Origin of the sequence: Pedobacter sp. (assembly GCF_035566355.1) — a bacterium.
In the GTDB taxonomy this organism is placed as follows: domain Bacteria; phylum Bacteroidota; class Bacteroidia; order Sphingobacteriales; family Sphingobacteriaceae; genus Pedobacter.
Window position 1 is genome coordinate 1 of sequence record NZ_DATMRL010000513.1, and the last position, 7,212, is coordinate 7,212.

Sequence of the window (7,212 nt, forward strand, 5' to 3'; positions counted from 1 at the left end):
AGTTGTCTTTACCCGAACGACAAGCCACACAACTGCCGCAATTAAAATAAGGAATGAAAGTCACTTTTTCCCCAATTTCAAAACCCTCGGCACCATCCGCCTCCACCAAATCCCCGGCAAGCTCATGTCCCAAAATTCTGGGATAATTAAAAAAAGGCTGCGTACCCTCAAAAGCATGAAGATCTGTACCGCAGATTCCAACACGGGTAATCTTTATAATCGCATGCCCTGGTTTTAATATCGGCCGTTCAGCATTTCCGTATTCTAAAGTCCCTGGTGTAGTACAAATAAGTATTTTCATGATTTTTGTATTGATCCCATAAATATAAGTTTTTCACAAACACCAGTGCAGCCATTTATGGGAGAAAGTGCTCATCTACAATATTGTAAAAGCCTAAACTTTTACTACTAATAATACTTAAACAGTCAACGATTCCTCATTTCGCTATTTTAAAACGGTCCGATGCCCAGCCTTCGGTGCTCCTATTCTGCAATTTTCTAAGAAAAATACTTTTACTCTGCGGAAAGGCCTCAGAAATCTATGCGCCCTTCACGCACCTGACCGGATATCGTTAGTATTGGAACAGAGTACAAGTATTTTTCAAAAAATTCACCCCCCTCATAATTTTTACCTTGCCTTAGCAGAACAATACAATAGCGCAATTTTATTAAATTAATTACGTTAATTTGCAGCTTAAGACTTGCAGTATAAACTGCCGTTTTTAACAAATTTTAACATTTACTATTTTACGTTTTATTGATATTTATCCACATGTTCAAAGAGATTCGCAATAAATACATCCGTTACGCCACGATATCAATTTTTTGTATCATCATTTTCTTCTGTGCGCTCCAGTTAAATTTCTTGTGGCTATTTGGATATTCTCCTTCTTATGAGGACATCAAAACCCCGACACTTCGTGTCGGCTCCGAATTATACACCTCAGACGGTAAACTGATTGGCCGTTACTTTAAGGAAAACAGAACCCCTGTTGACTTTAAAGAAATTGCGCCAAGTGTTATCAATGCTCTTGTAGCCACTGAAGACGTACGCTTTTATCAGCATATGGGTATCGATTTCCGGTCTTTGATTTCCAGTGGGCTTTCTACAGCCTCAGGCGATAAACGTGGTGGCAGTACCATTACACAACAACTGGCAAAAAATCTCTACAGAACAAGATACAATAAATCGCAAGGCTTTATAAAACATATCCCGGTAGTGCGTACGCTGGTTTCCAAATTAAAGGAATGGATGACCGCTGTAAAGCTGGAATCCAATTATTCCAAGAACGATATCATTACCATGTACCTCAATACTGTTTCGTTTGGAAACAACGCATACGGAATCAAAACTGCCGCGAGGATCTATTTTGATAAAGATGCGTTGAATTTAGACGTACCCGAGAGTGCACTTTTAGTGGGTATGTTAAAAGGAACAACTTATTATAACCCCGTTAAAAATCCTCAAAGAGCATTGGAACGCAGAAATGTCGCCCTGGCCCAAATGAGCAAGTACAAATACATTACCGCTGCACAACTCGACACCTTTAAGAATACCCCCATTAAGTTAAAAGAGGGCCGTATTGACGATGGCAGTGACGGAGATTCCTACTTAAGGGCAGCAGTTGCAAAATACCTCGAAAAATGGTGTTCTGATAATGGCTACGATCTATATGAAGATGGATTAAAAATTTATACCACTATCGATTCCAAATTGCAGAAATACGCAGAAGAGGCTGTAAATGAGCAGATGAGAAGTCTTCAAAAGCGTTTTTACAGCGTATGGGGCAAAGAAGATCCATGGCAGGATTCCGAAAAAAAGAAGGTGGATTACCCTAACCGGGCCAAACAGAACCTTCCCATCTACGCTATGCTGCAGAAAAAATACAACAACAATGCAGACTCCATAGACGCATATTTCAACAAAAAGAAAAAAATGCGTGTCTTTGCCTGGGGCGGTGACCGCGATACCTTATTCTCTACTATGGATTCGATCCGTTATTATGGAAAGATTCTCAACACAGGTATGATGAGTCTGGATCCCTTCTCTGGAAAGATCAAAGTTTGGGTAGGCGGTATTGACCATAAATTTTTCAAATACGACCACGTTAACCAAAGTAAAAGACAAGCCGGATCCACATTCAAACCTTTTGCCTACCTGGCTGCCCTGGAAAAAGGCATGAGTCCTTGTGACACTTATATAGATAAGCCTGTAAGCATTGCCTATCAGGAACACGGAAAAACAGAATACTGGGAGCCTAAAAATGCCAGTTACTCCAATTCTTACAGAGAAATGTCTTTACGCTTAGCCATGGCCAGATCAGTAAACACCATTACCGCTCAGGTTACAGAAACTGTGGGCTGGGACAACGTTGTTAAATGGGCACACGAATGCGGTATTGACAGTCATCTTGAATCTGTGCCTTCAGTCAGTCTGGGATCAAATGATGTTTCAGTATATGAAATGGTCAAAGCTTACGGGACTTTCCTGAACGACGGTATTAAAACTGATCCAATCCTGGTGGAAAAGATCACTGATCTGGATGGAAACCTGATCGAAGAATTCAAACCTAAGACCAAAAAAGTACTTTCTGACGAGATCAGCTGGTTGATGTTATACATGTTTAGAGGTGGTATGGAAGAACCAGGTGGTACTTCCCAGGCTTTATGGGAGTGGGACCTTTGGAAAAAGAACAATCAGATTGGCGGTAAAACAGGTACCTCCTCCGATTATGTAGATGCCTGGTATATGGGCATCACCAAAGACCTTGTTACTGGAATCTGGGTAGGCTGCGACGAACGCAGTGCACATTTTAAAAATGGAGAAACCGGTGAAGGTTCCAGAACGGCATTGCCAATATTCGGTAAATTCATGGAAAAAGTATACCACGATCCAAATTCAGGATACACCTACGGACCTTTCCCTAAAGCAAAAGAAAAGATTACCAGGAACATCAATTGCCCTACCCCAAGGTATTCTGTAGATACTACAGCCAAGGATAGTGTAGCAGTAGATTCTTCGGTTTTTAATGTACCAACTATAGAAGAGGTACAACCACAGCCTCAAAAAGAAGAGACACCAAAACAAGAAGAGAAAAAAACACCTGAGGCCCCGGCTGCTGCTGTACCGGCAGCTCCCCTTACTAAAAAGGAAGAAAGGGAACTCCGCAGAAAAAAACGTCAGGAAGAGAAGGAAAAGAAAAAGCAGGAATCACAAAACCAGCGATAAACTATTTTCCCTATAAACTATTTCTTTATGGCTTATCAGGATAAGTGAGGTGCTGTATTCAGTGTACATCATCTCTCTATCAGGACATAATACCTAACGGCAGCATCACCTGCGTATTGATCGTCTTGCTGCTAATGATGTGCTCAAAATCAAGCCCAATAGTCAGATCCACCCAATCAGGATTACAAGAACGAACCAGTCTTTCCTTTTGCATTCTCGTAAAACGGCTGAGCAGTTTAAAACGGCCAATTGCCTGGGCTTCCGTTTTGAATTCCTCAAAATAAACCAGCCTGGTCAGTTGCTGGCCGCTATCAAAAAACAGGCTTGGCATCTGCTTATAAAACTCAAGCGTCTTAATCAGGTCTGAGCTCATACCTACATGTAAATTAGTCCGGTTTCTGTCAGTTACTACGTACACAAATTTTTTCATAGCATTTAAATAAAAATATTCACAACTAAATTAATTAGTAGATATATTTGTATGACCAATTAATATTACTAACTTTATTGGCACAATAATACTAACAATATTAGTAAAAACAAATTATTTCTAATTTTTATTTTATGTCGAATATTTCATCTAACCTTAAATACCTCAGAAAGAAAAAAGGCCTTACACAGCAACAATTCGCCGATGCTATAGGCATTAAGCGTTCTTTGGTTGGTGCCTATGAGGAAGATCGTGCAGAGCCAAAATATGATTTGCTAAAAAAGATAGCAGACTTCTATGACTTTTCTATTGATGAATTCATCAACGAGGAGATCAACGATAAGTGGAAACCTAACCTGAAAGCCCAGGGTTCCAATCTAAGAGTCCTGAGTATCTCTGTAGATAAAGATGATAATGAAAATATTGAACTGGTTCCAGTAAAGGCTAGTGCTGGGTATATGAATGGCTTCTCAGACCCTCAGTACATCAGGGAACTTCCTAAGTTTCAATTGCCCCTGCCCTCTCTTAAGCAAGGTACTTTTAGAGCTTTTGAGATTACCGGTGATTCTATGCTACCTATCCAGCCCGGAAGCGTGGTTATTGGCGAGTACCTGGACAACTGGAACGATGTAAAGACTGGGGAGACCTATATCATCATCAGCAAAAATGAAGGTGTTGTTTATAAAAGAGCTGGTAATCGCTTCAAGGAAAATAAGGAGCTAAAGCTGATCTCTGATAATAAGGCATACGACCCCTATACCATTCCTTCTGATGATATTCTGGAGATATGGAAAGCAAAGGCTTATTTTACTTCAAGCCTGCCTGATCCTACTCCGGAACCAACTATCGAAACCCTAACCACCATGATGTCGCAGATGCAGAAATCCCTGTCGCAGCTGAACAAAAACTAAACGCATTTAATACACTTGTCCGGTTCGCATATCTGCTAAAAAAAATCAAGTTACTCTTCGAGGACTGGAGTCCTTGCCTCGCTTCGCTCTTATGGCAAGGCCCCCTGAGGTCCTCTCTGAGCAACATTGATTTTTTTCTAAACGCAGAGCAGGGCGCTTAATCTGACAAGTGTATTAAATGCTTTTAGTATTTGTTAATTTGAATGTCAGGCATTTATGTTGGGGGATCCTCCAAACCGCATTGCGCATATCAACCAACTTGCCTAAAATTTAGCGTTCTTCATTATTACCTTCCTCTTTTTTATTCTTTCCTTCCTTTTTCCGGATTCTTCCCCCTTAACCTTCAATATCCAATTCCTCAGCCCTCTCGCTCAAATCCCATTCTAAAACCCTCACAATACACCACCAACACTGCTTACTCCCTTCCCGGACTCCCCCCTTAACCTTCAATAGTTCATCTAAAAGTGGAGCTAAACAATCAGCTTATCCTCCTGCATTTTATGCACCCAGAGGAAAAAAATCAATGCTGCTCAGAGAGGACCTCCGGGGGCCTTGCCACAAGAGCGAAGCGAGGCAAGGACTCCAGTCCTCGAAGAGTAGCATTGATTTTTTTCCCAAATAAACCGCATAAAAAAAGGGAAGCTAATTTAGCCCCCCTTTTCTAATAACTTTGAAGTTATATCTATTTTACTGTGTCAATTACTGCTTTAAAAGCTTCTGGATGATTCATCGCTAGATCAGCTAAAACCTTACGGTTTAAACCAATGTTTTTGCTAGCCAATTTACCAATTAATTGGGAGTAAGATATGCCGTGCTGACGTGCTCCAGCATTGATACGCTGAATCCACAATCCACGAAATTCTCTTTTCTTAACTTTACGGTCACGGTAAGCATATTGCAAACCTTTTTCTACCGTATTTTTAGCAATGGTGAAAACCTTACTTCTTGATCCCCAATAGCCTTTGGCCATATTTAGGACTTTTTTCCTTCTTCTTCTCGAAGCTACTGCGTTTACCGAACGTGGCATGTTGTTGTTGTTTTTTGATAAACGGTGTTGCGTATTTCAGCAAACTTACTACCGGGTACCTGGTTAAAAATTAATTATTTACCGATGCAAAGCATACGTTTAACATTGCCCATGTCAGCATCTGACACTAAGCTTGTGTTACTTAAGTTACGCTTACGTTTAGTCGACATCTTAGTTAAGATGTGGCTTTTGTATGCGTTCTTCCTTGCGATTTTACCTGTTCCAGTAAGCGAAAAACGCTTTTTAGCACTGGAATTGGTTTTCATTTTTGGCATAACCTGTGTTTATTTATGTAATTTATTTATTTTTTTGCAACTTTTGGAGCCAGCGTTAAAAACATACGCTTACCCTCTAATTTTGGTAACAATTCCACTTTACCAATTTCTTCTAAAGCCTGAGCAAACTTAAGCAATAAGATCTCTCCCTGCTCTTTGTAAACGATTGCTCTACCTTTAAAGTGAACATAAGCTCTCACCTTCTCCCCATTTTCCAGGAAACTAACCGCATGTTTTAGTTTAAACTGAAAATCGTGATCATTGGTATTAGGACCAAAACGAATCTCCTTAATAACGGTTTGCTTCGCGTTTGCTTTGATCTCTTTCTGCTTTTTCTTCTGCTCGTAAACAAATTTACTGTAATCAATAATTCTGCATACCGGTGGAACTGCATTTGGAGAAATCTCTACAAGGTCTAATTCCAATTCATCGGCAAGGGCCAAAGCTTTTGCCAAAGGATAGATCCCCGGTTCAACATTATCTCCAGCTAATCTCACTTCCTGAGCCTTGATAAACTGATTAATATTATGTTCTGCTTCTTTTTTCTTAAAAGGAGGACGTGGTCCCCTGTTAAATCCTGGTCTGCCTAATGCCAAATTTGTATCTTATTTAAACTGTTATTTCTTTAATTAATAATTCACTAAACTCTTGCAGGGTCATTTCACCTACATCTCCATCACCATGTTTTCTTACCGAAACCTTGCCATCTGCCATTTCCTTCTCTCCGATAATCAACATATAAGGGATCTTTTTAACCTCTGCATCCCTGATCTTCCTTCCGATTTTCTCATCACGGAAGTCAATCAAACCGCGAATATCGGAATTATTTAGTTCATCTGAAACTTTTTTCGCATATTCTTCATATTTTTCTGAGATAGGAAGAATAATAAACTGTTCAGGAGAAAGCCATAATGGGAAGTTACCTGCACAATGTTCAATCAGTACCGCAATGAAACGTTCCAGTGAACCAAACGGTGCGCGGTGTATCATAACCGGTCTGTGTTTCTGGTTATCACTGCCTGTATATTCCAGTTCAAAACGCTCAGGCAAGTTGTAATCTACCTGGATGGTTCCAAGCTGCCACTTCCTTCCCAAGGCATCTTTTACCATGAAATCCAGTTTCGGACCATAAAACGCAGCCTCTCCCAATTCTACCACAGTAGGTAAACCCTTCTCAGCAGCAGCTTCTATGATAGCCGATTCTGCCAGGTGCCAGTTTTCATCTGTACCGATATATTTTGCTTTATTATCAGGATCTCTCAAAGACACTTGTGCAATATAATCGTTAAAGCCCAAAGACTTAAACACATACAGCACCAGGTCAATCACCTTTTTAAATT

8 protein-coding genes are annotated in these 7,212 nt (G+C 40.2%); 2 read left to right on the plus strand and 6 right to left on the minus strand.

Annotation, left to right across the window (positions count from 1 at the left end):
• The coding region (locus VNZ46_RS19905; protein WP_325561890.1) for an alcohol dehydrogenase catalytic domain-containing protein at positions 1-301 on the minus strand (301 nt) is incomplete at its 3' end.
• A gap of 471 nt (positions 302-772) precedes the next feature.
• Between VNZ46_RS19905 and VNZ46_RS19910 the strand changes: the two genes are divergently transcribed.
• Positions 773-3,229 carry a transglycosylase domain-containing protein gene (locus VNZ46_RS19910; protein WP_325561892.1) on the plus strand — a complete coding sequence of 819 codons (2,457 nt, stop codon included), beginning with the start codon at positions 773-775 and terminating at the stop codon, positions 3,227-3,229.
• Between the two features lie 79 nt (positions 3,230-3,308).
• Here VNZ46_RS19910 and VNZ46_RS19915 read toward each other — a convergent pair whose 3' ends face one another.
• Entirely contained in the window at positions 3,309-3,659 is a 351-nt protein-coding gene (locus VNZ46_RS19915) for a GIY-YIG nuclease family protein (protein ID WP_108551404.1), read from the minus strand.
• A gap of 134 nt (positions 3,660-3,793) precedes the next feature.
• Between VNZ46_RS19915 and VNZ46_RS19920 the strand changes: the two genes are divergently transcribed.
• Positions 3,794-4,570 (plus strand): XRE family transcriptional regulator, encoded by a 777-nt coding sequence (locus tag VNZ46_RS19920; RefSeq protein WP_108555432.1) that lies wholly within the window; start codon positions 3,794-3,796, stop codon positions 4,568-4,570.
• A gap of 682 nt (positions 4,571-5,252) precedes the next feature.
• Here the strand turns inward: VNZ46_RS19920 and rplT are convergent.
• From rplT to VNZ46_RS19940, 4 genes are all read right to left on the minus strand, one after another.
• Complete coding sequence (gene rplT / locus VNZ46_RS19925) at positions 5,253-5,597, minus strand: 50S ribosomal protein L20 (protein WP_108555434.1); 345 nt, start codon at positions 5,595-5,597, stop codon at positions 5,253-5,255.
• A 74-nt stretch (positions 5,598-5,671) separates the two neighbouring features.
• Positions 5,672-5,872 carry a 50S ribosomal protein L35 gene (gene rpmI / locus VNZ46_RS19930; protein ID WP_108555435.1) on the minus strand — a complete coding sequence of 67 codons (201 nt, stop codon included), beginning with the start codon at positions 5,870-5,872 and terminating at the stop codon, positions 5,672-5,674.
• 26 nt (positions 5,873-5,898) lie between these two features.
• Positions 5,899-6,468 carry a translation initiation factor IF-3 gene (gene infC / locus VNZ46_RS19935; RefSeq protein WP_133780907.1) on the minus strand — a complete coding sequence of 190 codons (570 nt, stop codon included), beginning with the start codon at positions 6,466-6,468 and terminating at the stop codon, positions 5,899-5,901.
• A 13-nt stretch (positions 6,469-6,481) separates the two neighbouring features.
• Positions 6,482-7,212: threonine--tRNA ligase (locus VNZ46_RS19940; RefSeq protein WP_325561897.1), on the minus strand; the 731-nt coding region annotated here is incomplete at its 5' end.